The organism is Loktanella sp. F6476L, assembly GCF_023015725.1.
Taxonomy (GTDB): domain Bacteria; phylum Pseudomonadota; class Alphaproteobacteria; order Rhodobacterales; family Rhodobacteraceae; genus Yoonia.
Genome location: NZ_JALKAR010000004.1, coordinates 49,137 through 75,952, shown reverse-complemented (window position 1 = coordinate 75,952; position 26,816 = coordinate 49,137). Strand labels below are relative to the sequence as shown.

The window sequence follows — 26,816 nt, the reverse complement described above, 5'->3', positions numbered from 1 at the left end:
TGGGCCGGTTTCATAAGATGGGCGCTTGGGGCACAGGTAGCTTTGACAACGATGGGGCGTTGGACTTCCTCGCGGATTACCGCGAAGGGACGGCTGCTGTTGTGGAAACTGTTCTGCGCGACATCGCAAATCTTGCGGACGGCACATACATCGAAATCGACGCAGGGCAGGCGGCTATCGTCGCTGGCGAAGTCGTCGCGGCATGCCACGACAATCCATCAACGACGGTGGACGAAGATGTGGTATCCGAACTGCTGGTCCATCGTGCAGATGTCGCCAAAAACCTCGACCTGATTGATTACGCTGTGGCTGCGATCCCAAAGGTACTGGCGTCGGAAACATCCGAACTCGCCGAACTGTGGGAAGATGCATCCCCCGAAGATGCCGAAGCCTTCCAAAGCAACACAGCCGATTTGCTGACGCGTTTGGGGGATATCGTATGACCCAAACAGACACCTATGCAGCAGGCAAAGCTCTTTCTGAGGCCGTAAACCCCGGCATGGAAGACGCACTTGCGGCGCGTTATGATGCGCTTGTGCCTGGTCTGTCCAAGATGGTTGTGAATGTGGCTTATGGCACGTTCTACGCACGCGACGGCGTCGACGAAAAGACACGTTTGTTGGCCACCATTGCAGCGTTGACCGCGCTTGGTGGACAGACAAAACCGCAATTGCAGGTCAACATCCGCAGCGCCCGCGCTGTCGGGGCCACCCGCGAAGAAGTCTGCGAAATCATCTACCAGATGACGCTTTACGGCGGCTTTCCGGCAATGATCAACGCGATGAACGCGGCCATCGAAGTCTTTGAGACGGAGGATGCGGCATGACCGATAACCCGTTCGAAGCCATGATGAAGATGGGCCAAGAAATGGCCAAATCCATGAACCCTGATCTTGAATCCTTTATCCCAAAGGGTTTCGAGGATATGTTTCCGACCATGCCAAAAGACATGATGGAAGCATTCATGGGCAAAGGTATCTCGCCTGACGGGCTGGATGCAAAAACGAAACTGCTGCTGACCTTGCATGGGCTGACCATCGCTGGGGCAACCGCAGAACCGCAGATAAAATTGACCGTGCGCCACGCTGTCGAAGCAGGGGCCACAAAGCAGGAAATCGCAGAAACGATTGCCACAGCCGCCATGTTCGGTGGTGTGCCTGCAATGACAAAGGCCATGGAATTGGCCACTGACGTTTTAGACAAGGATCAGGACGCATGACAGTTTTCGCGTTTACTTTCTATCTCTTTGCCATCTCCGCGCTTGTCGGTGGGCTGTTGACCGTGGTTAGCCGCAATCCGGTTCATTCGGTCCTGTGGTTGATCCTCGCCTTCCTGTCATCGGCGGGTCTTTTCGTCATGCTGGGCGCCGAATTTGTGGCGATGCTGCTGATCATCGTCTACGTCGGCGCGGTCGCGGTGTTGTTCTTGTTCGTCGTCATGATGCTGGACGTTGATTTTGCTGAATTGAAGGCGGAAATGACCAAATACATGCCGCTCGCGTTGCTGATCGGTTTGGTCTTGGTCATGCAGCTGATGATCGCACTTGGCGTTTGGGGCTTCTCTGACGGGGCGGAACTTCGTGCAGCTGCACCAGTCTCCGACGTTGAAAACACCGCAGCGCTTGGTCTGCTGATCTACGACAAATACTTCATGCTGTTCCAACTGGCTGGTTTGATCCTGCTGGTTGCGATGATCGGGGCGATTGTTCTGACACTGCGTCACCGTGTGGACATCAAGCGCCAGAATGTTCTGGAACAGATGTACCGCGATCCGGCAAAAGCGATGGAACTGAAAGATGTGAAACCGGGGCAGGGGCTTTAATCGCCCTCTGGTCTTCGGCCACTACACTTTCGACTATACGACGGGGCAGCTGCTGCTGCCCCGTTTGCGTTTTGGGGTCAGATTTTTCATCAACGCCCGCTTTTCCTTAATTATGACAATTATTTCGGGTCTATTCTGCGCAACTGGCTTGGTTAAATCATAAGCGTAGTTTGCGCTATACGGTTGATACTAAACGGTAAAGTAGAATGGTGTGGGTTTGTGTCGACGTTCCCAAGCCGACAAGAAATGTAAGACCTAGAACCTGAACAAGGACGATAACGATGAAAAATGTACTTATTGCTGCCACAATTGCAGTCTGTGCGACGGCTGCAGGCGCGCAAGACCTGACAGTCGAAGGCGAAACAGGTGTGACATACACTGTGCTGGAAGTATCCAGTGAAGCGGGCGCCGTCACGCGCCGTAACGCCGACGGGGCAAACACTTACACAGAGCATCAGGTCAGCTGCGACCCATACCGGATCGGTCTTGTTGCATCAGGTCCGACACTTGATTCGTTGAACGAAAACCCTGTTTCAGATCCTGAAATGGTCGAAATTATCCGCGGCTCCGCCGAAGATAAAATCGCTGCATACGCCTGCGCAAACTAAGCGCTGCGACCAACGTTTGACTGCGATGGCATCGATAGATGTCGTGCCGCGCCCCAACGTGGGTTTGTCCAAACGTCGATCTTTAAGGTTAGGAGAAAGGGGTCCTCGGGCCCCTTTTTTGTTTTCTACGTCTGCTCGACCGGTCAAATAGGCGCGGCGGATCCCTTGGCAAAGCCCGATAGAAAATCCCCACAAAAGCTGCTGTTTTGCAGCGATACCTATCCATTCCGACGCGGTTCAGAAATAAACCTTTCAGTAACTTACGGCGCGATATTCCCTTTTTTTGACGCCATCGAGAATTAATGCCGCGATAGAGGCCCTTGAATGGCAGTTTGCGCGGTCCTAGGGCTTGAACCTACCCCCCCAAACTGACTATGACGTCTTGGAAAATACCGCGCCCGCGCACGGGTGCCGAACCGGGGATCGCCACCCCGAAGGGGATGCAAAGCATGATCGGACTTGAACATTATCTCGCGGTGGCTGCGGCCCTGTTTGTGATCGGGATTTTCGGACTTTTCCTGAACCGTAAGAACGTCATCATTTTGTTGATGAGCATCGAATTGATGCTGCTCGCGGTGAACATTAATCTTGTCGCCTTTTCCAGCTACCTTGGTGATCTCACCGGTCAGGTCTTCACCCTGTTCGTTTTGACGGTCGCCGCTGCCGAAGCTGCGATTGGTCTCGCCATTCTTGTCTGTTTCTTCCGCAACCGCGGCACTATCGACGTCGAAGACGTCAACGTGATGAAGGGTTAATAATATGGAAACCATCATCCTCTTCGCCCCGCTTGTGGGTGCCTTGATTGCGGGCTTCGGCTGGAAGATCATCGGTGAAAAGGCAGCGCAGTATCTGACGACAGGTCTGTTGATGCTGGCCGCGTTCCTGTCTTGGATCGTTTTCTTCACATTCGATGGCGTGACAGAGCATATCCAGATCCTGCGGTGGATCGAATCCGGCACACTCAGCACAGACTGGGCGATCCGGATGGACCGTTTGACTGCGATCATGTTGATCGTGATCAACACAGTGTCCGCCTTGGTGCACCTGTATTCCTTTGGCTACATGGCCCACGACGAAAACTTCGGCGAAGGCGAAAACTACAAGGCGCGTTTCTTCGCGTATCTGTCGTTCTTTACTTTCGCTATGTTGATGCTCGTGACCTCTGACAACCTTGTCCAAATGTTCTTTGGCTGGGAAGGGGTCGGCGTCGCGTCTTACCTGTTGATCGGCTTCTACTACAAAAAACCATCCGCAAACATCGCCGCGATGAAGGCCTTTGTGGTCAACCGCGTCGGTGACTTCGGTTTCGCGCTTGGTATTTTCGGTCTCTATATGATGACCGACTCGATCCGCTTCGACGACATCTTCGCCCAAACACCCCAATTGGCTGAAACCACACTTGGTTTCATCGGGTTGGAGTGGAACGCAGCGAACCTGCTGGCGATCCTGTTGTTCATCGGTGCGATGGGTAAATCGGCGCAGTTGTTCCTGCACACATGGTTGCCAGACGCGATGGAAGGCCCGACACCTGTGTCCGCATTGATCCACGCCGCGACCATGGTGACGGCTGGTGTCTTCCTCGTTTGCCGGATGTCTCCACTTTACGAATTTGCACCTGAAGCGAAGAACTTCATCGTCTTCCTTGGTGCGTCGACTGCATTCTTCGCGGCCACTGTTGGTCTGGTCCAGAACGACATCAAGCGCGTCATCGCCTATTCCACATGTTCCCAGCTGGGCTACATGTTCGTAGCGGCTGGCGTTGGTGTCTATTCCGTCGCAATGTTCCACCTGCTGACACATGCGTTCTTTAAAGCGATGTTGTTCTTGGGTGCGGGTTCCGTGATCCACGGGATGCACCACGAACAAGACATGCGGAACTACGGTGGCCTGCGTCACAAACTGCCGAAAACGTTCTGGGCGATGATGATCGGGACATTGGCGATCACCGGTGTCGGTATCCCATTGCTTTACATTGGTTTCCCTGTCGGCTTCGCGGGCTTTGTGTCCAAAGATGCGATCATCGAATCCGCTTATGCTGCTGGTAACGGCTATGCGTTCTGGATGTTGGTTGTGGCTGCGTTGATGACCAGCTTCTACAGCTGGCGCCTGATGTTCCTGACGTTCTACGGCACACCGCGCGGTGACAAGCATACGCATGAACACGCGCATGAGAGCCCGAACGTGATGTTGATCCCTCTGGCGGTCTTGGCCATCGGCGCGATCTTCTCGGGCATGTATTTCTACAAGGACTTTTTCAAGTCTGACAAATACGTAGGCCAGTTCTTTGGCGTGCTTGAAACGAAGTACGAAGAAGATCACGCAGCCCTTGGTTTCACCCTTGTTGCACCTGCTTATGCAGCTGGCGAAGAAACCGACGATCACGCTGATCACACTGATGAGACCCATGCAGAGCACATGGCCGACGGCACTGCAGCTGCAGAGCACGGTGAAGATGCGGCTGGTGCACACGATGCCCATGGTGACGATCACGGAACGGCATGGCCAGCAACACCGGGGCAGGGCGCGATCTTTAAGCACCCTGACAACCACGTCCTACACGAAGCGCACAGCGTTCCGGTTTGGGTAAAGCTGTCACCGTTCTTTGCAATGCTTGCCGGTTTCGCGCTGGCGTTCCAAATGTACATCCGTCGTCCGGACCTGCCTGCCAAACTGGCAGAGCAACAGGCGCCGCTGTATAACTTCCTGCTGAACAAATGGTACTTCGACGAACTCTACGACGTGGTGTTCGTGCGTCCGGCAACCGCCATTGGCCGCTTCCTGTGGAAGCAGGGTGATACCAACACAATCGACGGCGGGATCAACGGCTTGGCCATGGGTATCGTCCCGTTCTTCACACGGCTCGTGAATAAAGCGCAGTCCGGCTACATGTTCACTTACGCATTCGCGATGGTTCTGGGGATTACTGTGCTTCTCACATATGTGACTTTGTTTGGGGGGGCTGGCTAATGGGCAACCTTCTTTCACTCACAACATTCATCCCGCTTGTCGGGGCGGCGATCCTTGCGCTTTTCCTACGCGGCAACGACGCGGCTGCGCAAAAGAACGCAAAATGGGTGGCTTTGGCGACGACGATCGCAACCTTCATCGTATCCTTGTTCATCATCGGTCAGTTCGATCCATCCAACACAGACTTCCAGATGGTGGAAGAACGTGACTGGCTGCTTGGTCTGCAATACAAAATGGGCGTCGACGGGATTTCGGTTCTGTTCGTCATGCTCACCACATTCCTGATGCCACTGGTGATCGCGTCCTGCTGGAACGTCGAACACCGTATCAAAGAATACATGATCGCATTCCTGTTCCTTGAAACACTGATGCTTGGTGTGTTCATGGCGCTGGACCTCGTGTTGTTCTACCTCTTCTTCGAAGCAGGCCTGATACCGATGTTCCTGATCATCGGTATCTGGGGCGGGGCGAACCGGATCTACGCATCCTTTAAGTTCTTCCTCTACACCTTCCTCGGCTCTGTTTTGATGCTGGTCGCAATGGTGGCAATGTTCACCGATGCGGGCACAACAGACATCCCGACGCTGATGACACACACATTCGGGTCCGAAGGGTTCTCTGTTCTCGGCATCCACGTCGTCGGTGGCATGCAAACCCTGATGTGGCTCGCGTTCTTCGCATCCTTCGCTGTGAAAATGCCAATGTGGCCAGTCCACACATGGTTGCCAGACGCACACGTTCAGGCCCCAACGGCTGGGTCTGTGGTTCTTGCGGCGATCCTGTTGAAAATGGGTGGCTACGGTTTCTTGCGTTTCTCGCTGCCGATGTTCCCAATCGGGTCAGAGGTCATGGGCCCACTTGTTCTGTGGCTGTCAGCAATCGCGATCATCTACACGTCGCTTGTGGCTTTGGTCCAAGAAGACATGAAGAAACTGATCGCTTATTCATCCGTCGCCCACATGGGTTACGTGACGATGGGTATCTTCGCGGTGAACCAGCAGGGTATCGACGGCGCGATCTTCCAGATGATCAGCCACGGCTTTATCTCGGGTGCGCTCTTCCTCGCGGTTGGTGTGATCTACGACCGGATGCACACGCGCGAAATCGACGCTTACGGCGGTCTGGTGAACCGGATGCCGGCCTATGCACTGATCTTCATGTTCTTCACAATGGCCAACGTTGGCCTGCCGGGCACATCGGGCTTCATCGGTGAATTCCTCGTTCTGATGGGCATCTTCCAAGTGAACACATGGATCGCAGTGTTCGCGACAACCGGTGTAATCTTGTCTGCGGCCTATGCGCTGTGGCTGTACCGCCGCGTTGTTATGGGCGACCTGATCAAGGAAAGCCTGAAGACAATCACCGACATGACCGCCCGTGAAAAGTGGATCATGGCACCGCTGATCGTGATGACCCTGCTTCTGGGTGTCTATCCGGCGCTGGTTCTCGACATCATCGGTCCAAGTGTTGCGGCACTTGTTGATCAATACGACACTGCAACGGCGGCGTTCAGCGCTGCTGACCAAACCGCTGCTGCGGCACATTAAGGACAGACATTATGATTTCCGCTGACCTTTCCATTGTCCTCCCCGAAGTTCTGCTGGCGCTTTACGCGATGGCGGCCCTTCTGATCGCGGTCTACACCAGCAAAGACGGCATGGCCTCTTTGTTGACGTGGACGACGTCGGGCGTTTTCGTGCTGCTGTCCGTTTGGTTGATGATCAACGGGGCAGGGACGCAAGAAGCGTTTGGTGGCATGTTCATCGACGACGGCTTCGCGCGGTTCTCCAAGGTTGTGATCCTGCTGTCCGCAGCCGCGATCCTGCTGATGTCCGAAGGCTACATGCAGCAGCGTGACCTGCTGAAATTCGAATATCCGCTTCTGGTCGCTTTGGCAGTAGTCGGCATGATGGTCATGGTGTCCGCAGGCGATCTGATGGCGCTATACATGGGGCTCGAACTGCAGTCCTTGGCGCTTTACGTGGTCGCATCCTTGCGCCGCGATAGTGTGAAATCGACAGAAGCTGGTCTGAAATATTTCGTCCTCGGCGCGCTGTCGTCCGGTTTGCTGCTCTACGGCGCATCCCTGACATACGGCTACGCGGGTACGACATTGTTCTCTGGCATCATCGAAGCCACCGCAGACGATCCATCTTTGGGCCTGCTGTTTGGCATCGTGTTCCTGATCGCGGGTTTCGCGTTCAAAGTATCTGCCGCACCATTCCACATGTGGACACCAGACGTCTACGAAGGCTCACCAACACCTGTGACCGCGTTCTTCGCAACGGCCCCAAAGGTCGCCGCAATGGCATTGTTCGCACGTGTTGTTCATGACGCATTCGGCGGTATCGTCGGTGACTGGCAGCAGATTGTGGCGTTCTTGTCCGTTGTGTCCATGTTCCTTGGCGCAATCGCGGCCATCGGCCAAACCAACATCAAACGCCTGATGGCCTATTCATCCATCGCGCACATGGGCTTTGCGCTGATGGGCTTGGCGGCTGGTACGGCATTCGGCGTGCAAGCGATGCTGATCTACATGGCGATCTATGTCACCATGAACATCGGCACATTCGCGTTCATCCTGTCGATGGAACGTGACGGCCAAGTTGTGACGGATATCAACAGCTTGAAAATGTATTCCAAGGGCCAGCCTTTGCGCGCTTTGGCAATGCTGATCCTCATGTTCTCGCTCGCGGGTGTGCCACCAATGGTTGGTTTCTTTGGTAAGTTCTACGTGCTGCGCGCTGCCTATGACGCGGGCCTTGGCTGGTTGGCCGTGGCTGGTGTTGTGGCGTCCGTGATTGGTGCGTTCTACTACATCCGCATCGTGTACTTCATGTACTTCGGTGAAGAGAATGAAACCGCGCTCGACAGCAAAATGTCTCCGGTCCTGTGGACTTTCTTAATGGCGTCTGCTGCTGCGATGATCTTTGGTGTGTTCAATCTGTTCGGAATTGAACCATCCGCAGCGGCTGCGGCAGCAACGCTTGTCAACTAAGGTCACGACAACACCAGATTGGCCGCAAACCTACGGCCGGATCGTCTTAAACGAAGTCGATAGCACGTTGGATGAAGCCCAAAGGCAATTTCCAGCGCTGACCCAAAAAACATGGTTCCTTGCGCATCACCAAACAGGTGCGCGGGGCAGGCGGGGTCGGGCATGGGATATGCCCGCTGGTAACTTTGCCGGAACGCTTGCGGTTCAGGATCCCACACCTTCAACATTGTCAGCACTACGGTCCTTTGTGGCGGCGTTGGCGCTCTATGACGCGCTTGTCGTCGTGACAGGCCGCCCTGATAGTTTTGCGCTGAAATGGCCGAACGACGTGCTACTGAACGGTGGCAAAGTCGCGGGCATCCTGCTCGAAAGCATCAGCCAAAAGAACGCCATCGTTGGGATTGCGGTGGGTATTGGGGTGAACCTAGCAGGCGCACCGCATGTCTCGAAGGTTGAAGCACGCGCACTGCGGCCCGTCAGCGTTGTTGGCGAATTCGGGATCGCGGTCGGGGCAGAAGATTTTCTTAATATCATTGCACCGATCTACGCTCGCTACGAAACCCAGCTGATCCAATTGGGGTTCGGACCGATCCGCGAAGCATGGCTCGCGCGGGCAACAAAACTGGGCGAAGTCATCACAGCACGGCTGCCCAACGAAGAAATCACCGGCACGTTTGAGACCTTGGACGAAAACGGCTACCTCATCCTGAAGACATCAAAAGAACGGCGCAAAATCGCGGCGGCAGATATCTTTTTCTAGGGAGACGACCCATGCTTTTGGCCATCGACTGCGGTAACACGAATACGGTCTTCTCGATCTGGGACGGGGACAGCTTTATCGCGACTTGGCGGACGTCGACCGAATGGCAGCGGACGGCGGACCAATATTACGTCTGGCTGTCTACCTTGATGAACTTTCAAAAGATCGACGTTGAAATCGACGAAGTGATCGTCAGCTCAACAGTACCACGCGTCGTGTTTAACCTGCGTGTTCTATCGGACCGCTATTTCAATTGCCGCCCCATGGTGGTGGGCAAATCCGATTGCGCATTGCCGCAAGAGGCGCGCGTCGATGAAGGCACAACCGTCGGTCCGGACCGTTTGGTCAACACTGCGGGGGCGTTCGACAAATTCGGTGGCGACCTGATCGTCGTCGATTTCGGAACCGCCACAACTTTCGACGTTGTGGCGTCAGATGGTGCATATGTGGGCGGGGTGATTGCCCCGGGTGTGAACCTGTCGCTCGAGGCATTGCACAACGCCGCCGCAGCCCTACCTCATGTCGATATCTCCAAGCCGCAATCTGTTGTGGGTACCAACACGGTGGCCTGTATGCAGTCCGGCGTCTTTTGGGGTTACATCGGTCTGGTGCGTGAGATATGCGCACGGATCAAGGCCGAACGCGGCGTGCCGATGCGGGTCATTGCGACCGGCGGTCTGGCCCCGTTGTTCCAGCAAGCTGAGGCGCTATTCGACGCCTTCGAAGAAGATTTGACGATGCACGGACTAATCGTGATTCATCGCTTTAATAAGGAAATAACATGAGCAAAGGCTCTGACCGCTTGATCTATCTGCCCCTCGGTGGGGCCGGTGAGATCGGCATGAACGCATATGTCTACGGCTACGGCAAACCAGGCAAAGAACGGCTGATCGTTGTTGATCTGGGGGTTACGTTCCCAGACATGGACGGCACACCAGGTGTGGACCTGATCCTGCCGGATATCGCTTGGCTGAAAGAACGCCGCGCACAGATCGACGGCATCTTCATCACCCACGCACACGAAGACCATGTAGGGGCCATCGGGCACTATTGGGACCAGTTGGGCGCACCAGTCTACGCGCGGCCCTTCACGGCCAATATCGCGAAGCGCAAAATGGTCGAGAACGGGCAACCCGAAGGGGCTGTGAACGTCGTTGGCGTCTACCCTGAAGTCATACAATGTGGCCCACTATCGGTTTCCTACCTGCCGATTTCGCACTCGATCCCCGAAAGCGCAGGCCTGCTCATCGACAGCCCCGACGGGCGCATCCTGCATTCGGGCGATTTCAAAATCGACCTGACACCGGGTGTCGGCGATCCGTTTGATCCAGACCTCTGGGCCGACGTGTCCAAAGACGGCGTCAAAGCGCTGGTCTGCGATTCCACGAACGTTTTTTCCGACGCACCGGGCCGGTCTGAAATGACCATTGGACCAGCGATTGCCGAGATGATGAAAGAAGCATCCGGCATGGTTGTAGCGACGACATTCGCGTCCAACATTGCACGTTTGAAAACGCTCGCTCTGGCAGCGGTAGAAGCTGATCGGTCCGTCGTTCTACTGGGCCGTGCGATGCGCCGCATGGTGGAAGCCGCAACCGAAGTGGGCATCCTGACCGGTTTCCCACCCGTGGTTAGCCCCGAAGATGCACTGCAAATGCCACGTGAAAACGTCATGCTACTGGTTACAGGATCGCAGGGCGAACGCCGCGCCGCATCAGCACAGCTGGCCAACGGCAACTATATGGGGATCAAGCTGAAAGAAGGCGACACATTCCTGTTCTCGTCCAAAACGATCCCCGGCAATGAACGCGGCGTGATCCGCATCATGAACCAACTGTCCGAACTGGGCGTGGACGTGATCGACGACGCGGGCGGCAAATACCACGTCTCCGGTCACGCGAATAAGCCTGACATCTTGGCGCTACATGACATCGTGAAGCCGCAGATGGTGATCCCGATGCACGGCGAACACCGTCACCTGCGCGAACACGTCAAACTGGCGAACAAACATGGGCGCACGGGCATTGTCGCGGTGAACGGGATGATGCTGGACTTGTCCGGCAATGCGCCGACGGTGGCTGAATACATCGAAACGGGGCGGACTTACCTTGATGGGGCGGCCAAGATCGGCCAGTTCGACGGCATCGTACGCGACCGGATCCGGATGGCGTTGAATGGCCACGTAGTTATCACGCTGATCATTGACGAAAACGACGAACCGCTCGGCGATCCTTGGGTCGAACTGAATGGTCTGTCAGAAGTTGGTGGGTCAGGTGCAGCTTTGGTCGATGTGATCGAACAAGACCTGTCGCAGTTCATCAACCGTGCGAACGCCAAAACATTGCGTGATGATGTGAAGCTCGAAAAAGAGTTGAAATCCATCGCACGGCGCACTGCGCAAGGCGAGATCGGCAAGAAACCAGAAGTTATGGTGATCGTGTCGCGCCTAAGCTGAGGACCGCGCTGCGCTGAAAGTGCGGATGCCTCCGGCGGAGGTATTTTTGACCAAAAGAAATAGGGCGTTCCGTGTCACATGACCGGGGCGCCCTTTTCTTATGAAGGGCGGACCAGCTTTGCCACGATTTTGCGTGTGACAGGGCCAAGTACCAGAACCAGCGGGAACGCCACAATCCAGCTGGCGATCCATGATCCCATCCAGAGCCCCACAAATCCTTCGGCGACCCCGATGGCCCGCCACGTCGCGATCAATGTGACGAAGAAGGTCATCATGCCGCTGAGGATCAGACCAAACAAGATCGGTGTGGCGCGAGGTGGAAACATGATGCTGCTCTATTGAGACAAAAAAGGCGGGCGCAGTGCCCGCCTGATGACTTTAGGCTTTTGCGCGATCCGCAAAGCTAAGGGCGATGAACGCTGGGGTGTCGTCACCAAGCCCGACAACTTTGTTGTCGTTGTGACGGTTGTTCTGACCACCCCGACCACCACGTCCGCGATTGTTCGTGTCGCGTGGTTTGTCGTCATGCCGCGGCTTTTCATCACGTTGTTTGTCTTGACGTGGTTTGGCTTCGCGCGGCTTTTCGTCTTTGGCTGCCTGCGGTTTTTGGTCCGGCGCTTCAGCAGCTGCATCCGTAGCCGCAGGTTTGTCGTCCGATTTACGGCCACGTGTCCGTGTCCGTTTTGGCTTTTCAGCTTTCGGCGCATCCTCGGAAGGGGCGTCGGCAGCGGCTTTTGCCATCGGGTTTTCAATGCGCGGGATTTCTTCTTTGACGAGCGCCTCGACGTCGGCAAAGTTTTTATCGTCACGCCCGACGCAGATCATGATCGCGGTGCCTTTACGGCCTGCACGACCCGTCCTGCCGATCCGGTGAACGTAGTCTTCGGCGTGTGACGGCACATCAAAATTAAACACATGCGTCACAGCTGGGATGTCGAGACCACGGGCGGCCACATCAGAAGCGACAAGGATCTTCAGTTCATTGTCGCGGAACTGTTCCAGCGTCCGCGTCCGGTGGCTTTGGTCCAGATCGCCGTGAATAGGGGCGGCGTTATAGCCGTATTTATTCAGTGACTTAGAAACGATATCGACGTCAGACTTGCGGTTACAGAAGATGATCGCGTTGGTACAGGCATCGCCTTCCATATCGATTAACTTGCGCAGCAAAGCACGCTTCTCGGAAGGTTCCTTGCGCTTGTCGGACCCTTTGAACATCACAACACCTTGCTTGATGTTGGTGTTTGTCGTGGCCGCACGGGCGACTTCGACTTTGGCCGGGTTCGACAGGAACGTGTTGGTGATCCGCTCAATCTCAGGGGCCATCGTGGCCGAGAAGAACAAGGTCTGACGGGTGAACGGCGTCCGCTTGAAGATTTCTTCGATGTCCGGAATGAAGCCCATGTCGAGCATCCGGTCGGCTTCATCAATTACCATGACCTTTACGTCGGTCAGAATCAGTTTGCCGCGCTCTAAATGGTCAAGCAAACGACCAGGTGTCGCGATCAGCACGTCGACGCCTTTGTCGATCAGCTTGTCTTGGTCTTTAAAAGACGTCCCGCCGATAAGCAGGGCTTTGGACAGCTTTGTGTACTTGGCATATGCGTCAAAGTTCTCCGCAACCTGTGCGGCCAATTCCCGTGTGGGGGCCAGAACAAGCGAACGCGGCATCCGCGCCCGTGCCCGACCACGGCCCAAAAGGGTGATCATTGGCAGTGTAAATGCGGCAGTTTTGCCTGTCCCTGTCTGGGCGATGCCCAAAACGTCGCGGCCTTCCAATGCGGGCACAATCGCGCCTGCTTGAATAGGGGTAGGGGTATCATAGCCCGTCTCTGCAACGGCTTTGAGAACCTTATCGCTCAGGTTCAGGTCAGAGAATTTTGTCATAGGCGCCTTTCGAAATGTTGCGGCTGTAGTGACCGCAAGATAGCGCGGCCCGCCTGACCGGATTGTCAGTGCGTTGGACACGCGTTTCCTATGCGCAACCTCTGTCTAGGTCAAGGAAATCAGTGATTTGTTAGGATTGAGGGGTGGATTTGTGGGATATAACCCGCTTGCAGCACAGTGACGGTGGGTTTTGGTGTCAAAACGGAAACAGTTGTTTCAGAATCGGTATCAATGGCTGGACCGTATCCGTCGGGTGCATAGGGATGCAGGCCCCGTTCCCAGATCAACGCAGGGCCCGCGTCGTGCCAGATCATTACACCGTCCGGCAGCGCGGAAAGTATGGCGTCATAGCGAACTTGGCTGCGATCTCGCCGGACACGTGCAGCATGCAGCACCTTGTCCATCTCTTTGGCGCTTGGCCGATGCCCCGTTGCCGTCGTCCATGCTGCGACATAATCTTGATAAGCCGCCCGCCGACAATACCCACATGGGCGGTGCCCGGCGGCAAATGCCACCGCTTCGTCGAGGAAAAACAACTCGGTCCAATTCCGGCCGGTCATGACCGGACGGCGGCGACCCTGCCAATCCAGCGTGCAACAAATCCAAGCGTGATGCGACCACCGCGACGTGCCCAGCGTCTTGTCATCACGGTGAATAATCCCGCGATTGCCGGTCAACGTGCCACGGGCAGGGATCGCCGTAATGTCGCCAGTGGGAAGGACGCGGTTTTGAAGGTGTGTCATGCCGAGCCGCCTTGCGCTGTATTGTGACGCTTTAACAGCGCATCAATGCGTGAACGGCTGAGACGTTGGTTGTTGATGTATAAGCTGGGCGGACTGCCAAAAAGCCCGCCCATTTCGCCCGACATCTCGGCATCAGTTCTGGCGGCTAACCAATCAATGAACGCGTCGCGATCTGTCCATGATCTCAGCACATGCGTAGGCCAGCCATCTAAACGCGACTCTGCCAGCACGTATCTTCCATCTGTAAAAAACAGGCCATGCCCGCAATAGTCGCGGTGCATATCAATCAAGTACGTTGACGGGTCTTCGGCATGTTTTTTATGGTCCAAGTAGACAGCGACACGCGTTGCGCGCGCCTTGCCAACCGGCGTTGTATTGTCATGTTTTTTCGTCTTGATAGGTGGTGAAGTGGCGTCACGCTTGCTTGCGAAAAGACCTAGTCGTCTCGCAAGCCAATCGCGCATTAAACCATCATTTCCTTCGTCGCCGACAATTCCACGTCCGGATAATCCCTTGCCACGCGGTCAATGTCCCATTGCAGGCGCGTCAGGAATACGGTGTCGCCGTCGTTGTCCGTCGCAATATGCTGCTTGTTGGCATCCGCGAACTTCTCAACGGCATCCTTGTCACCCAATACCCAACGAGCTGATGTGAACTGCGACCCTTCGAACCGCACGGGCAGGCCGTATTCCATCTCAATGCGGCTGGCGAGCACTTCGAACTGCAACGCCCCAACAACACCCACGATAAAACCGGACCCGAACGTCGGCTTAAACACCTTCGCGGCACCTTCTTCAGCAAACTGCATCAGGGCTTTTTCAAGGTGTTTCGCCTTCATCGGATCACCGGCACGGCAGGTCTGCAGCAATTCCGGTGCAAACGATGGGATATTTGACACGCGGATCGCTTCGCCTTCGGTCAGCGTATCACCGATGCGCAATTGGCCGTGGTTCGGAATACCTAGGATATCGCCCGCATAAGCCTCTTCGGCGAGTTCACGATCAGCCGCAAGGAACATCACAGGGTTCGTCACCGCCATCTGTTTCTTGGACCGCACATGCGTCAACTTCATCCCGCGGGTGAAATGCCCAGAGGCAAGCCGAACAAACGCCACGCGGTCGCGGTGTTTCGGATCCATGTTCGCCTGTACCTTGAAAACAAAGCCAGTAACCTTCTTTTCCTCCGGCGACACGTTGCGCGGGGTCGCGGTCTGCACTTGCGGTTCGGGACCGTAGTTCGCGATCCCGTCCATGAGTTCTTTTACACCAAAGGAATTCATCGCAGAGCCGAACCAGATCGGCGTCATCGTCCCGTCAAGCAGCGCCTGCGGATCAAGCGGCGGCAGTAATTCCTTCGCCATCTCGATCTCTTCGAGGAATTTTTCGAGCAAATCAGCAGGGACGAGCTCGGCCAGCTTCGGGTCATCCAACCCGTTCACTTGCACGCTTTCCGCAACCTTGTTCCGGTCAGCGCGGTCCATCAATTCGAGCTTGTCGCGCAGGATGTCATAACACCCGATAAATTCACGACCCACACCAATCGGCCATGACGCAGGGGTCACATCGATGGCGAGGTTCTCTTGAATTTCGTCAATGATCTCAAATGTATCGCGGCTTTCGCGGTCCATCTTGTTACAGAAGGTCAGGATCGGCAGATCGCGCAGACGGCACACTTCGAACAGCTTCTGGGTCTGACTTTCCACGCCCTTCGCACCATCAATCACCATCACGGCAGCATCAACGGCCGTCAGCGTCCGGTAGGTATCTTCCGAGAAATCAGAGTGACCGGGCGTATCCACCAGATTGAAGCGGTATTTTTCAAAATCAAACGACATCGCAGATGCGGACACGGAAATTCCGCGGTCCTTTTCCATCTGCATAAAGTCGGACCGCGTCCGGCGTGCTTCGCCTTTCGCACGTACCTGACCCGCCATCTGGATCGCGCCACCATACAGCAGGAATTTCTCTGTCAGCGTCGTTTTACCAGCATCCGGATGCGAGATAATCGCAAAGGTCCGGCGGCGGGCAATTTCAGGCGGTAAGGTCGGGCGATTTGTCATGGGAAGCGTTTACGCGGCAGGCGCGGAAAGGGCAATTGGCAAAGCGGCGGTGCATTGGGGCGCTTGACGGGGGACCATTACACTTAGCGGTCACTAAGAAGGCGGGAGCATATTGTAATGGGAGCGTGGATGTCCGGTTCGAGCCCAAACGGACCGATGCTGCACGTCGCACTAATGCCAGCTTTCCCGCTATGGAAAATGGTTCAATGTATGTCGCAAACGCATGACCGCTATGTGTTCCGAGGCCTTCCCTTTTCCACTTGGTTGAGTAATCCTTTTACGAGATTTGGGGAGGGTCAGTATGCTGAAATCTATTGCAGGCTATCTTGTAAACAGGGCTGAAAAACGCATCGGCGTAAACCTCGATTATGCTCATCAGATTGCTCAAACTGACTTTGCATTGATGTCTCGTTATGGGAAAATTTTCGGTTTTCTCGATCCCAACAAAAATGTCCCAGCCCTTGCGTTTCACGTTGCCCGAATACGCGGCGCGGTTGCGGCTGACTGCGGGACTTGTGTTGAGGCAGAAGTAAACTTGGCAAAGGCTTCTGGCATTCCAGCAAAAACCATTAGCGCTTTGCTAACGAAAGACTATGCTGAGTTCCCAAGTGAAATCGCGGCTGTTGCGCGGCTTGCAGACGCTGTTGTCTTGAACCGTGTGGATGACTCAGAAGCACGCACTAAAGTCCAAACGGCATACGGAAACGCTGGTTTGATTGAGATAAGCTATGCGATGAATGGGGCGGCTCTTTTGCCCGGAATAAAGCGCGCAATGGGTTACGCGACACAGTGCAATCTGTCGTTGATCAAAGGCAAGCTGTAGAGCATTTCTTAGACGCGCACTCGTGCGTCTTGGTTTGGAAGGCAGAGTCGAAACCAGACATTGGCGGAAGTGCAACGAATTAGCGCTTCGTCCGCGAAACTGACATCTCCAATAAAAAATCCACATCCACTTGCTGTCGCGCCAGTATTTACCCCGCCCGCAATGTGTCGCATTCCTTCCATCGCATTTTCAGCCCCAACAGGCGTGGAAACGACGCGTGGCGATGCGATCACGCTTGCCACTGCCGTACGATTCCGAAATGCTGATGGGCAGTAATCTAACGAGGTATCAGATGTTCACAAAACTCCGTTTCTTTTTACAGGCGTTCAAAGCTGTTCGTAGCGGCGATTCCGACCAAATCGATGCCGTCACCCGCGCGGCCATGGCAGGCCCAAAATCATCGCCATGCGATGCTGCACAAGACACGCTGTTTTCACCGTCCTCAGACCTTTTATACCCGCTCGCATCTCAATTGACGGACGACCATATCGTAATGATCCGCCGGATGCGACTGGATTGGAACGGCATGGAATCCGGTGCGCCGCAATGCGTGCCATCGCAAAGCTTTACAGGGGGCAAAGCGCCTGACCTGATCCGGACCTTGATCGGTGACGCGGACGACATCGCGATCGCGCACTTCATGGTGGCTTTGCGACCGGCCTTGTCGATCTTCATGGACAAGGCAGAGCTGCAACCGGGGACATATCCATTGTCCAATATGGATGCAGATGGGCTTGCGCGCACCAAACGCGGACTGGACAATGCCGACACGCTTTTTGCGATCACGCCTGATATGACGATGACCGTCACGGACGCTGACATCGCGCTTGCCAAGGCGGCTCAATGGGAATGGCCGGACGAAGACGATATGTTCAGCGCGTTCGAAGCGGGGGACATCGCGGGACCAACCGTTGATCCGAAACGGCCCTATGGCGACATGACTTATATCGCGCTGGATATGCACCGCGTGCTTGGGTGGCCGATTGAGGCACGCACTGAAAATGGGCATATTGGCATCTCGGACGAACAAGAGGCCGAAGCGACTCGGCTTCACTTCCGTCAACTGGGAACAATGCAGGCGTTCTTGGAACATGCGACGGTGACGGTTTGATGGTGCGTCGTCACAACGTAAGGATTTGTTAACCAAAATACCCGACCAAGAGGTATGCGGTATCTGACACTTCCTCTCGTCCTTCTCTTAACAGCCTGCAGCGGCGGCGGTGGCAATTCGGATGTTGATCCGATCGACGAACTGCCGAAGGTCATTGCACCCGAACCTGATCCGACGCCCACTGGGACCGCCTCTTATCGGGGCCCAACGACGCTGGCCTTTGTGCCCGTCTTATCTACTGCCGTGAACTTAACCGGCACCATGTCGCTCGACGTCGATTTTGATAGGGGGGCAGAGCCGGTCACTGGCTTTGCATCAGGTTTTGAAACGGCTTCGGGGGCGGCGGTCACAGGGCAATTGTTCCTGAGCGGGGGCAGTCTAAACGACACTGACACAGCCCTGCTGATGTCCAGCCAGTTGTCAGGATCACTACGCTCCGGAACCGATAGCTATCTTATTTCGGGGCAAATGACCGGTGAAGTTTTAGAAGGCAACCAAAGCGCCATCGCAGGTCGCATCACCGGCATTGCACAGCAACTGGGTCGCAACGCGCCATTGTCGGGCAGTTTTCAAGCGGGGCGGGTGCCTTAACCGTTAATCCGAGGACGCCTTGCGCAATAATTCAACGGCATCCGGTTGCGACAGCAAACCTTCCTGCACTTCGTAATCCAGATGCGGGCGATGCGCGTGACCAGCGCCAGACGGGTTCACGCCTTCCGGTAAAGCAGCCCGTGTTCTGGGATCAATCAGCAGGGATTCCGCCGCGATCCCTTCGGCGTAAATGATCTGGTGATTTTCGAACAACAGCTGGAAATAGTCCACAAAACCATCGTCTTTTTGGTATACGGTTTCGCCGTTGATCAAATGACGGACCTTCACCAGCACCTCTGACCGACCAGCGCCCAAACGATCCTGACGTTGATACACAAACAGCCGATGGTCAGGGCTGACAATCAGATCGTTTTCGTTGTGCAAAACGCCCTTCTTGATCACGACAGGGGCGTAGCGGCCAATGGCACGCAATGTGGTCTGGCTGATCCACTGGATCTCTTGCGGGCCATCGTCACGGGTTAAAACCTTGTCGCCGGCCTTCAGGTCTTCAATCGGGGTCTGTCTGCCGGACGCCATCGTAATGTGCGTGCCCCGCGTGAAGGACACACAAGCGACTTCGGCAAAACGGGTCACGGCTGATTGGCGGTCAATACCAACCAAACGGTAATCCGTATCGGTCTGAATGTTGGCAAGCGGCAAGAAGTAGATATCCTCGACGCCATCCGCTTCGATTTCGACGAAGATCAACCCCTCAAAGGTTGTGCCGTCGGGGGCCATAACGGTGATACAGGAATCCAGAATGACTTGGTTGCCCGAGGTCCCGAATTGGCTGTCTTCCATCAGCAAAAAACCGGGGCCATCTTCGTTGACGGCCATCGTCAAACGACCGCGCCGCGCTGACCTGTGCAGCTGATAGGTGTCGTCCATAACCAATTCATCTGCAAACGAAAGCGTGTCGCCTTCGGCAACGCCCTCTGTCACCAACAGATCAGCCGCCCGATAAACGATAATCGTTTGTTTTGTCAGTGGGTTAGTCGATTGGGACATTCAGGATGCTCGGGAAGATGGGTTACTCAAACTTTAATCGATAGATTACGTGCGCAGCAGGATAAGGTCAACGCGACCGGAACACATTCGCGGCATTGCTGGACGGGTGCGACGGTGTTAGCCATTCATCAAGCAGATTGGGAGACTTCACATGGAACTAGGAATTTCTGGGAAACGTGCATTGGTATGCGCATCGTCAAAGGGCTTGGGGCGTGGTTGCGCAGAAGCGCTCGCCGCCGCAGGGGTGAACCTTGTGGTGAACGCGCGTGGGGCTGACGCACTGGAAGCAACGGCTGACGCGATCCGGTCGGAACATGGTGTTGACGTTGTGACCGTCGCCGCTGACGTCACAACCGAAGAAGGCCGCGCAGCCGTTTTGGAAGCCGCAGGCGACATCGACATTCTGGTCACAAACGCAGGTGGTCCACCTCCGGGCCTGTGGTCCGATTGGAACCGCGATGATTTCATCGCAGCGGCCGACGCGAACATGCTGACGCCGATTGCACTGATGCAGGCGGCCTTGCCGGGCATGATCGCAAAGGGGTGGGGACGGATCGTCAACATCACCTCGGTTTCCGTCAAATCGCCGATTCCGCAGCTTGGCTTATCCAACACAGCCCGCGCAGGACTGACCGGCTTTGTAGCTGGCACATCACGGCAGGTCGCCGAACACGGTGTTACGATCAACAACCTGCTGCCGGGTATCCACGCGACAGACCGCGCGGCCAGCCTTGATGAAGGCGTGATGAAGGCGCAAGGCATCGACCTCGCCACGGCACAGGCGCAACGCGAAGCAACAATTCCGGTCCGTCGTTACGGCACATCCGCCGAATTCGGCGCGACGTGCGCGTTCATGTGTTCGCAGCATGCGGGCTTTATGGTCGGCCAGAACATCCTGCTGGATGGCGGCGCCGTGAACGCGACGCTGTAAGATGGCAGCGGGGTACAGCCTAAAGGACGACTTGTTCAACACGGACACGGTCACGCGTCTGGCGAACGGTTTTGCCGACGCGGGCGTGTTCAAAGCGCAGCCGTTTGTTGATCAGGTCATGGCTGGCCTCGCGCCGTTGGAATTAAAAGCGCGGATCGCATGGATCGCAGAGGTGCTCGCCGATCATCTGCCCTCTGATTATCAGGCGGCGGCTGACGCGATCCAAGCCGGAATGCCACCGCCGTTAAGCACAGACAAAACCGACGATGACTTCGGCCATTTCATCTACGCACCCTTGGGTGTTTATGTTGAAAATCATGGGCTTGATGATCATCTTCCAACCTCTTTGGATCTGCTGGAAGACATCACAAAGCGCTTCTCGATGGAATTCTCGATCCGCGCCTTTCTCAACACCCACGAAGCTGCGGTGTTAGAGCGCATGCAGGACTGGGCCGTTGATCCGAATTACCACGTGCGCCGACTTGTGAGCGAAGGCACGCGGCCAAAGCTGCCTTGGGGGCAAAGCATTGGGGTAACGCAGGACCAGACGTTGCCGCTGCTCGATAAGTTGCACAACGACCCCACACGATACGTGACAAGATCGGTCGCTAACCATCTGAATGATATCACCAAAAAGGAACCGGATGTCGTTCTGGATCAATTGTCTGACTGGCGCGATACCGGCGCACAAAACACGGCAGAACTGAACTGGATGGCCAAGCATGCCCTGCGTGGCTTGATCAAGGCGGGGCACCCCGGGGCAATGGCGCATCTGGGTTACGCACCCGATGCAGAAGTTGACGTGATCAATTTCGCAATTTCGTCTGACACGGTGGCACGTGGTGAGGCCTTGGACATTACGACAACACTGTCGAGCAATACAGACGCGCCAATCATCGTCGACTACGTGATAGATTTCGTGAAATCAAACGGAACGACCGCGCCAAAAGTATCCAAGTTCAAGGTGTTAGACCTCAAAGCAAATGCGCCTGCGACGCTCAAGAAGAAGCACACATTTAAGGATAACGCGACGACATTCTCCTTATATCCCGGTGCCCACCGTATCCATTTACAGGTGAACGGTCGCATTCGCGCCAGCCTACCTTTTGCGCTCACCTGACTTGCCCCCGCGAACGCCTATTGTTAGGGACGCAAAGACCAATCGTTTCACTAGGGATTAGCCCCACATGACCACCCCGCGTCTTGAAATCCGGAACCTGCGCAAGGCGTTTGCAGGACGTGCGGTCGTGAACGATGTGTCGCTCAGCGTGATGCCGGGGCAGGTCACCTGTTTGCTGGGGCCGTCCGGCTGCGGTAAATCGACGACGTTGCGGATGATCGCGGGCGTCGAAACCCAAGATAGCGGCAGCATCTACGTCGATGGTCAGCTGGTCTGCGATGGCACCATGTCGATCCCGCCAGAAGGGCGGTCAATCGGGCTGATGTTCCAAGACTTCGCGCTTTTCCCACACCTTAGCGTGACGCAAAACGTCGCTTTTGGATTGCGCGCCCCCAAGGCAGAAGTGGCTGATCGCGTGACCCAATTGCTCGCCAAAGTCGGGATGTCCCGCCACGCCGATGCCTATCCGCACGAACTGTCGGGCGGCGAACAACAACGTATCGCACTCGCCCGCGCGCTCGCGCCAAGCCCGCGTGTCATGTTGATGGACGAACCGTTTTCCGGCCTCGATGACCGCCTGCGCGATGACATCCGCGACGAAACGCTTGAGGTTCTGAAAGAAGAAGGCACCGCCGTTCTACTGGTCACGCACGAACCGGGTGAAGCGATGCGCATGGCCGATGAAATCGCCCTGATGCGGGGCGGCGTTGTCGTGCAACGCGGCGCACCTTACAATATCTACAACGCACCCGCAGATCGCGAAGCTGCAGCTTTCTTCAGCGATATCAACGTGATCCCAAGCAAAGTTCAAGGGGCGCTGACGGATACACCGTTCGGGCAATTCTTGGCACCGGGCTTTGTCGACGGCACCAAAGTGGACATCGTCATTCGCCCGCAACACCTGAAAATCGACTTTGATCGCGGCGGACGCGGGCCCAACCCAACGCCGTCCGAAGGCACACCAGCACGCGGCATCGTCCGCCGTGCGCGATTTATGGGGGCCGATAGTCTGGTGGAATTCGTGATGGACTACGACGGGTCGGTGCTCAAGGCGCGCGTGCCATCCGTGTTTCTACCAAAAGCAGGCACACCGTTGTGGATCATGATCCGCCGCGACCGCTGTTTTGTCTTCCCACACGCTTAATCGCGGGCAAGCCTTGCTGCACGTCCACCACGCCGCTTCGTGATCAGACCAGCACGATCAGGCAGGGCATCCATCACAAGCTTACGCGCCTCAGGTGTCATGCCAGACCATGCGCCAATCTCATCAATCGACCGCAAACATCCCGTGCACAGCCGTGTTTCGGGGTGAATCACACAGACCTTCACGCAAGGGCTGTCGATTTCGGCGCGTTTCCAGATCTCGTCGCTCATGTTGATCTCTTCATGTAGGACAGGCGGTCTAACAACCCCTGCAGGATGAATCCGGCGGCCACATGATCAATAACGTCCGCGCGGCGTTTGCGTGATGTATCTGCGGCGATCAACACGCGTTCGGCTTCAACAGTCGATAGGCGTTCGTCCCAGTAAGCGATTGGGAGGTCAGTCAATTTCTCAAGATTGCGGGCGAATGCGCGGGTCGCCTGACAGCGCGGACCTTCCGATCCGTCCATGTTCATCGGCAGGCCAAGAACAAGACCTTTGATGTCCCGCTTGGCGCAAATCTCGAGTAATTTCGCAGCGTCTAGCCCGAATTTCTTGCGCCGGATCGTCTCAAGCGGGGTGCCGACCTGACGCATGCCGTCCGACACTGCGACACCGATCGTGACAGTCCCAAGGTCCAGCCCCGCAACCGCGCCGAAATCGGGCAAAGCGGCCAAGAAATCTTCTGAGGTTTCGCAAATCATTCGGCAACTCCTGCGCGCGTCGCGGCTTGATCCAACAGCCCCATCGCTTCATCGGATGCCCCGAATACATCGCGGGCTTCTGCGAGGATGTCGCGCGCATCGTCCATTTGCCCCAACACACCGTAAGCCACGATCAGGCGGGCCCATTGGTCGACAGGACCGCCCTGTGTCGCCAATCGGTCCGCAAGGCGGCTGACCATGCCCGCGATCATCTCGGATTGGTCGTCCTCGGACAGGTCTTCGTTGCCAATCACGTCTTCAAGGGCCACTTCGGTCGCGGGCGGCGGGGTGTAGTCCGTACCGGCGCGCACCGCCGCATCGCCCACAAAGCGACGCGCAAGCGCAAGGTGGAAGGTCTCGGCTGCACCACGATCCAGAATGCTACGCCACAGCTGCAACGCGCGATCCGGGCGGTCCGTTTGGTCATACATCGCACCAAGATAATAGCGGCCCGCGATATTGTTCGGATCAAGCTGCAGGATACGCCGCGCAATCGTTTCGGTCTGCGGCGAAACATATCCATCCGCGGCAGCCGCCAGTAAATCGGCCAAGACGGTCAATTCATCAACAGTGGCAGCATCACCCTTCAGCGCGATCACCTGACCTTGCGCTGTCGCAGCCGCCGGATAATTCCGCATTTGGCTTTCGTGATAGGCAAGCAGTTCCCAGCCCTGAACTTCATCAGGGCGCAGCGGCACCAATTCGCGCAGTTTATCAATCGATTCGACGTATTCAGCAGGGAAATCAGGGGTCTCCAGGGCAGGGGCGTTCGCCTCTGCTTCGGCCTGACTTGGTCGGTTCGCGCGGAATTCATCGCCGTTCGCAATGCGGGTCTTCAACGGCAGATCAGGATATCCCGGTGCGCCTAACTGCCAGTAGATGCCACCGGATAGCGCCAGCAGAACGATACCTGTCCCAATAGCGGCGGGCTTGCCAAACCGGCTGATCGAGGTCGTGTGATCCTCGCCTGACGCCGCAATCAACCGCCGCGCAATTTCGGTTTTGGCCCGTTCTGCGTCTTCAGGTGCGATCACTTCGCGGGCGACGTCGCGGTCAACTTCTTCCAGTTGCGCCTTGTACAACGCGACCTGCGGGTCTTCCACGGTCTCTTTGGGGGGGCGGACCAGCGGCGTGATGACAATCACACCAACCCCACATGTCAGCACAAAGCAGATGATCCAAAACAGCATGATATTCGGCCCTTCAATTTCACCCTACCTAACGTCCCAAAGGCGGCACGAAAAGGGGCTGCGACATCACGGTTCCAACAGCATGTACACAGTAACAAAAGCGATGTCGTAAAATGACGTCGAATTGCCGCGTGGAGTATCCTTTTGTTTCGGCCAAAGTCCCACTAACACTTTAAAGACCGCTGTTCAGAATGAGGCTGCACCGATGAAACGCTATTCTGCTTTTGCTATCGCGCGCGAAGCGATGCGCCAACACACTGGCTGGGATCGGGCGTGGGCAAAGCGTCCGCCGAAAAAGCATTACGATGTGATCATCGTGGGCGCCGGCGGGCATGGTCTGGCGACGGCCTATTACCTTGGTAAGAACTTCGGCATCACCAATGTGGCGATCATCGAAAAAGGTTGGCTTGGCGGCGGCAACACAGGACGAAACACGACCATCATCCGGTCCAATTACCTGCAAGACCCATCAGCCGCGATCTACGAAAAGGCGCGCAGCCTTTACGAAGGGCTGTCTCAGGACCTGAACTACAACATCATGTTCAGCCCGCGCGGCGTGATCATGCTGGCGCAAACTCAGCACGAAATTCGCGGCTACCAGCGCACAGCCCACGCCAATTCGCTGCAAGGCGTCACAACCGAATGGATCGGTCCGGAGCGCGTCAAAGAACTTTGCCCGATCATCAATATCGACGGTCCACGTTATCCGGTTCTGGGTGGGCTATGGCAGGCACGCGGCGGCACAGCGCGGCACGACGCGGTGGCATGGGGCTACGCACGGGCCTGTTCCGACATGGGCATGGACATCATCCAGCAATGCGAAGTCACAGGCGTCAAACGTGAAAACGGCAAAGTCACCGGCGTCGAAACGACGCAAGGCGACATTGGCTGCAACAAACTTGGCATGGTGGTGGCTGGCCACGCATCGGTTCTGGCTGAAAAGGCAGGGTTCCGTCTGCCCATCGAATCGGTAGCGCTGCAGGCGTTGGTATCCGAGCCGATTAAACCCTGTATGGACGTCGTGATCATGGCCAACACCGTGCACGGCTACCTGTCACAATCCGACAAAGGCGAAATGGTGATTGGTGGCGGCACGGACGGCTACAACAACTACACCCAGCGCGGATCATTCCATCACATCGAAGAAACGGTGCGGGCGCTTGTCGAAACCTTCCCGATGATCTCAAGGCTCAAAATGCTGCGGCAGTGGGGCGGAATCGTAGACGTGACAGGGGATCGGTCGCCGATCCTGTCCGCGACGCCTGTTGACGGTATCTTTGTGAACTGCGGCTGGGGGACTGGTGGGTTCAAGGCGATTCCGGGGTCCGGCTGGGCCATGGCGGAATTGATGGCAAAGGGCGCATCGCCGCTGACCGACGAATTTTCCATGTACCGTTTCCGTGAAGGCAAATTCATTGATGAATCTGTCGCAGCAGGGGTGGCTCACTGATGCGCATGCAATCCAACCGAAATGTGGCTATCTCGGCAGCGCGCCGCGCACGTTTTTATAATCGATCGGCTGAAAGGTGCCGCAATACGCGTTTTGCGAATACGCAGTTGATTACGACAGTGAATACAGCGCAAAGTGTTTCTCAGATAGAGGAGCGCACGTCATGGTTGATTTTAGCACACCCAAGAATCGACCTAGCAAAGGCCGTACCAACAGCCTTTTCATCATCGCTCTGTCTATTGTTGGATTGGTTGGCTACGCGTTTGTCGAAAACACGATCCGACCACCCCATGGTGACCGTGCCTCCGCGCCCCAATCGCAGATCGCACAAGCCCCAGACTAGGGTTCGCCCTACGACCACTCACGTCACCTTACCTCTGAAGGGCGGATGCAATTACGCATCCGCTCTTTTTCGCGCGACCACGCGGTGCACGCCTTGTGCACGCATTGT

Annotated in this window: 28 protein-coding genes; 19 read left to right on the top strand and 9 right to left on the bottom strand. The window is 56.0% G+C overall.

Features of this window, described 5'->3' with window-relative positions; translation table 11 throughout:
- The first annotated feature begins 17 nt into the window (after nucleotides 1–17).
- From MWU61_RS09910 to MWU61_RS09855, 12 genes are all read left to right on the top strand, one after another.
- Entirely contained in the window at nucleotides 18–443 is a 426-nt protein-coding gene (locus MWU61_RS09910) for a DUF4259 domain-containing protein (RefSeq protein ID WP_247128207.1), read from the top strand.
- A complete protein-coding gene (locus MWU61_RS09905) occupies nucleotides 440–826 on the top strand; it encodes a carboxymuconolactone decarboxylase family protein (protein WP_247128206.1) in 387 nt (128 codons plus the stop codon). Before MWU61_RS09910 ends, MWU61_RS09905 begins: the two co-directional genes overlap by 4 nt.
- The gene (locus tag MWU61_RS09900; RefSeq protein WP_247128205.1) at nucleotides 823–1,218 is read left to right on the top strand and encodes a carboxymuconolactone decarboxylase family protein; all 396 of its coding nucleotides are present in this window, start codon (nucleotides 823–825) and stop codon (nucleotides 1,216–1,218) included. The genes MWU61_RS09905 and MWU61_RS09900 overlap by 4 nt, the downstream gene beginning before the upstream one ends.
- Nucleotides 1,215–1,820, top strand: coding sequence for an NADH-quinone oxidoreductase subunit J (locus MWU61_RS09895; protein WP_247128204.1), 606 nt, complete (start codon nucleotides 1,215–1,217; stop codon nucleotides 1,818–1,820). Before MWU61_RS09900 ends, MWU61_RS09895 begins: the two co-directional genes overlap by 4 nt.
- A gap of 281 nt (nucleotides 1,821–2,101) precedes the next feature.
- Nucleotides 2,102–2,428 (top strand): hypothetical protein, encoded by a 327-nt coding sequence (locus MWU61_RS09890; protein WP_247128203.1) that lies wholly within the window; start codon nucleotides 2,102–2,104, stop codon nucleotides 2,426–2,428.
- 449 nt (nucleotides 2,429–2,877) lie between these two features.
- Nucleotides 2,878–3,183, top strand: coding sequence for an NADH-quinone oxidoreductase subunit NuoK (gene nuoK / locus MWU61_RS09885; protein WP_247128202.1), 306 nt, complete (start codon nucleotides 2,878–2,880; stop codon nucleotides 3,181–3,183).
- Between the two features lie 4 nt (nucleotides 3,184–3,187).
- Complete coding sequence (nuoL, locus tag MWU61_RS09880; protein ID WP_247128201.1) at nucleotides 3,188–5,395, top strand: NADH-quinone oxidoreductase subunit L; 2,208 nt, start codon at nucleotides 3,188–3,190, stop codon at nucleotides 5,393–5,395.
- Nucleotides 5,395–6,942, top strand: a complete 1,548-nt coding sequence (locus MWU61_RS09875; RefSeq protein ID WP_247128200.1) for an NADH-quinone oxidoreductase subunit M — start codon at nucleotides 5,395–5,397, stop codon at nucleotides 6,940–6,942. Before nuoL ends, MWU61_RS09875 begins: the two co-directional genes overlap by 1 nt.
- 11 nt (nucleotides 6,943–6,953) lie before the next feature.
- Nucleotides 6,954–8,393: an NADH-quinone oxidoreductase subunit NuoN gene (gene nuoN / locus MWU61_RS09870; protein WP_247128199.1), complete on the top strand. Its 1,440-nt coding sequence runs from the start codon at nucleotides 6,954–6,956 to the stop codon at nucleotides 8,391–8,393.
- Nucleotides 8,383–9,153 carry a biotin--[acetyl-CoA-carboxylase] ligase gene (locus MWU61_RS09865; RefSeq protein ID WP_247128198.1) on the top strand — a complete coding sequence of 257 codons (771 nt, stop codon included), beginning with the start codon at nucleotides 8,383–8,385 and terminating at the stop codon, nucleotides 9,151–9,153. Before nuoN ends, MWU61_RS09865 begins: the two co-directional genes overlap by 11 nt.
- 11 nt (nucleotides 9,154–9,164) lie before the next feature.
- Nucleotides 9,165–9,938, top strand: coding sequence for a type III pantothenate kinase (locus MWU61_RS09860; protein ID WP_247128197.1), 774 nt, complete (start codon nucleotides 9,165–9,167; stop codon nucleotides 9,936–9,938).
- Nucleotides 9,935–11,608 (top strand): ribonuclease J, encoded by a 1,674-nt coding sequence (locus tag MWU61_RS09855; protein ID WP_247128196.1) that lies wholly within the window; start codon nucleotides 9,935–9,937, stop codon nucleotides 11,606–11,608. Before MWU61_RS09860 ends, MWU61_RS09855 begins: the two co-directional genes overlap by 4 nt.
- A gap of 98 nt (nucleotides 11,609–11,706) precedes the next feature.
- Here MWU61_RS09855 and MWU61_RS09850 read toward each other — a convergent pair whose 3' ends face one another.
- From MWU61_RS09850 to MWU61_RS09830, 5 genes are all read right to left on the bottom strand, one after another.
- On the bottom strand, nucleotides 11,707–11,934 hold the full coding sequence (locus tag MWU61_RS09850) for a DUF2798 domain-containing protein (RefSeq protein WP_247128195.1): 228 nt from the start codon (nucleotides 11,932–11,934) through the stop codon (nucleotides 11,707–11,709).
- 52 nt (nucleotides 11,935–11,986) lie between these two features.
- Complete coding sequence (locus MWU61_RS09845; RefSeq protein ID WP_247128194.1) at nucleotides 11,987–13,492, bottom strand: DEAD/DEAH box helicase; 1,506 nt, start codon at nucleotides 13,490–13,492, stop codon at nucleotides 11,987–11,989.
- Nucleotides 13,493–13,611: 119 nt separating this feature from the next.
- Nucleotides 13,612–14,235, bottom strand: a complete 624-nt coding sequence (locus MWU61_RS09840; protein ID WP_247128193.1) for a hypothetical protein — start codon at nucleotides 14,233–14,235, stop codon at nucleotides 13,612–13,614.
- On the bottom strand, nucleotides 14,232–14,699 hold the full coding sequence (locus tag MWU61_RS09835; protein ID WP_247128192.1) for a hypothetical protein: 468 nt from the start codon (nucleotides 14,697–14,699) through the stop codon (nucleotides 14,232–14,234). The genes MWU61_RS09840 and MWU61_RS09835 overlap by 4 nt, the downstream gene beginning before the upstream one ends.
- Nucleotides 14,699–16,294, bottom strand: a complete 1,596-nt coding sequence (locus MWU61_RS09830; protein WP_247128191.1) for a peptide chain release factor 3 — start codon at nucleotides 16,292–16,294, stop codon at nucleotides 14,699–14,701. Before MWU61_RS09830 ends, MWU61_RS09835 begins: the two co-directional genes overlap by 1 nt.
- Before the next feature lie 301 nt (nucleotides 16,295–16,595).
- Between MWU61_RS09830 and MWU61_RS09825 the strand changes: the two genes are divergently transcribed.
- The 3 genes from MWU61_RS09825 (at nucleotide 16,596) to MWU61_RS09815 (ending at nucleotide 18,819) form a co-directional block, all read left to right on the top strand.
- Entirely contained in the window at nucleotides 16,596–17,117 is a 522-nt protein-coding gene (locus MWU61_RS09825; protein WP_247128190.1) for a hypothetical protein, read from the top strand.
- 292 nt (nucleotides 17,118–17,409) lie between these two features.
- Entirely contained in the window at nucleotides 17,410–18,228 is an 819-nt protein-coding gene (locus MWU61_RS09820; RefSeq protein WP_247128189.1) for a hypothetical protein, read from the top strand.
- Nucleotides 18,229–18,282: 54 nt separating this feature from the next.
- Nucleotides 18,283–18,819 (top strand): hypothetical protein, encoded by a 537-nt coding sequence (locus tag MWU61_RS09815; RefSeq protein ID WP_247128188.1) that lies wholly within the window; start codon nucleotides 18,283–18,285, stop codon nucleotides 18,817–18,819.
- Nucleotides 18,820–18,822: 3 nt separating this feature from the next.
- Here the strand turns inward: MWU61_RS09815 and MWU61_RS09810 are convergent, their stop codons facing one another.
- Nucleotides 18,823–19,827, bottom strand: coding sequence for a Hint domain-containing protein (locus MWU61_RS09810; protein ID WP_247128187.1), 1,005 nt, complete (start codon nucleotides 19,825–19,827; stop codon nucleotides 18,823–18,825).
- Nucleotides 19,828–19,978: 151 nt separating this feature from the next.
- Here MWU61_RS09810 and MWU61_RS09805 point away from each other — a divergent pair, with 151 nt between their 5' ends.
- The 3 genes from MWU61_RS09805 (at nucleotide 19,979) to MWU61_RS09795 (ending at nucleotide 23,022) form a co-directional block, all read left to right on the top strand.
- Entirely contained in the window at nucleotides 19,979–20,758 is a 780-nt protein-coding gene (locus MWU61_RS09805; RefSeq protein ID WP_247128186.1) for an SDR family oxidoreductase, read from the top strand.
- Nucleotide 20,759: 1 nt separating this feature from the next.
- A complete protein-coding gene (locus tag MWU61_RS09800; RefSeq protein ID WP_247128185.1) occupies nucleotides 20,760–21,878 on the top strand; it encodes a hypothetical protein in 1,119 nt (372 codons plus the stop codon).
- Between the two features lie 67 nt (nucleotides 21,879–21,945).
- Nucleotides 21,946–23,022: an ABC transporter ATP-binding protein gene (locus tag MWU61_RS09795; RefSeq protein WP_247128184.1), complete on the top strand. Its 1,077-nt coding sequence runs from the start codon at nucleotides 21,946–21,948 to the stop codon at nucleotides 23,020–23,022.
- On the opposite strand, the gene MWU61_RS09790 is transcribed toward MWU61_RS09795, so the two are convergent.
- The 3 genes from MWU61_RS09790 to ccmI are packed head-to-tail and all read right to left on the bottom strand — an operon-like array spanning nucleotide 23,019 to nucleotide 24,915.
- The gene (locus MWU61_RS09790; protein ID WP_247128183.1) at nucleotides 23,019–23,252 is read right to left on the bottom strand and encodes a DUF1289 domain-containing protein; all 234 of its coding nucleotides are present in this window, start codon (nucleotides 23,250–23,252) and stop codon (nucleotides 23,019–23,021) included. The two genes, MWU61_RS09795 and MWU61_RS09790, sit on opposite strands and share 4 nt — an antisense overlap.
- Nucleotides 23,249–23,725, bottom strand: a complete 477-nt coding sequence (ruvX, locus tag MWU61_RS09785) for a Holliday junction resolvase RuvX (protein ID WP_247128182.1) — start codon at nucleotides 23,723–23,725, stop codon at nucleotides 23,249–23,251. The genes MWU61_RS09790 and ruvX overlap by 4 nt, the downstream gene beginning before the upstream one ends.
- Nucleotides 23,722–24,915 (bottom strand): c-type cytochrome biogenesis protein CcmI, encoded by a 1,194-nt coding sequence (gene ccmI / locus MWU61_RS09780; RefSeq protein ID WP_247128181.1) that lies wholly within the window; start codon nucleotides 24,913–24,915, stop codon nucleotides 23,722–23,724. Before ccmI ends, ruvX begins: the two co-directional genes overlap by 4 nt.
- A 205-nt stretch (nucleotides 24,916–25,120) precedes the next feature.
- Between ccmI and MWU61_RS09775 the strand changes: the two genes are divergently transcribed.
- Nucleotides 25,121–26,365 (top strand): sarcosine oxidase subunit beta family protein, encoded by a 1,245-nt coding sequence (locus MWU61_RS09775; protein WP_247128180.1) that lies wholly within the window; start codon nucleotides 25,121–25,123, stop codon nucleotides 26,363–26,365.
- Nucleotides 26,366–26,816 lie beyond the last annotated feature (451 nt).